The sequence below is a fragment of the Spirosoma soli genome (assembly GCF_042684525.1).
GTDB classification, from domain to species: domain Bacteria; phylum Bacteroidota; class Bacteroidia; order Cytophagales; family Spirosomataceae; genus Spirosoma; species Spirosoma soli.
This window is the reverse complement of sequence record NZ_JBHULN010000067.1, coordinates 1-534: the sequence shown is the minus strand read 5'-3', so window position 1 is coordinate 534 and position 534 is coordinate 1. Positions and strand designations below refer to the sequence as shown.

1 pseudogene is annotated in these 534 nt (G+C 60.5%); it reads left to right on the top strand.

Going from position 1 to position 534, the window contains the following annotated elements:
- A pseudogene (locus ACFSUS_RS29125) lies at positions 1 to 534 on the top strand (hypothetical protein); the annotation flags it as partial.

Here is a 534-nt window from a genome sequence, read left to right as displayed (position 1 = left end):
ACGGTGACAGCCCAGAACGGAGCCAAGGCGTCGGTGACCACGACGGTCTTCAGTGACACGGCGGTACCTGAGGTAACGGCCAGTGTAAGCAACACCCTGACCTGCGCCGAGCCAACAGCCACGATCTCAACGACGGCTAGTGAAGGCGTAAGCTACCTGTGGAGCAATGGCGCGACGACTTCGAGCATCTCGGTGAGTGTAGCTGGTCCGTACTCAGTAACGGTTACTTCGGCCAACGGCTGCACGGCGGTGACAACGACGACAGTGATTAGCGATACAGCGGTGCCGACAGTAACGGCCAGTGTGAGCAACACCCTGACGGTGGCTCAGCCCACGGCGACCATCTCAACGACGGCCAGCCCAGGGGTAAGTTACCTGTGGAGCACGGGTGAGAGCACGCCAAGCATTGTGGTCAACAGTGCGGGTACGTACTCGGTGACAGTGACCTCGGCCAACGGCTGCACGGCTACGACGACCACTACAGTGGTGAGTGATACGGCGTTGCCAAGTGTAACGGCGGTGGTGAGCAACGAG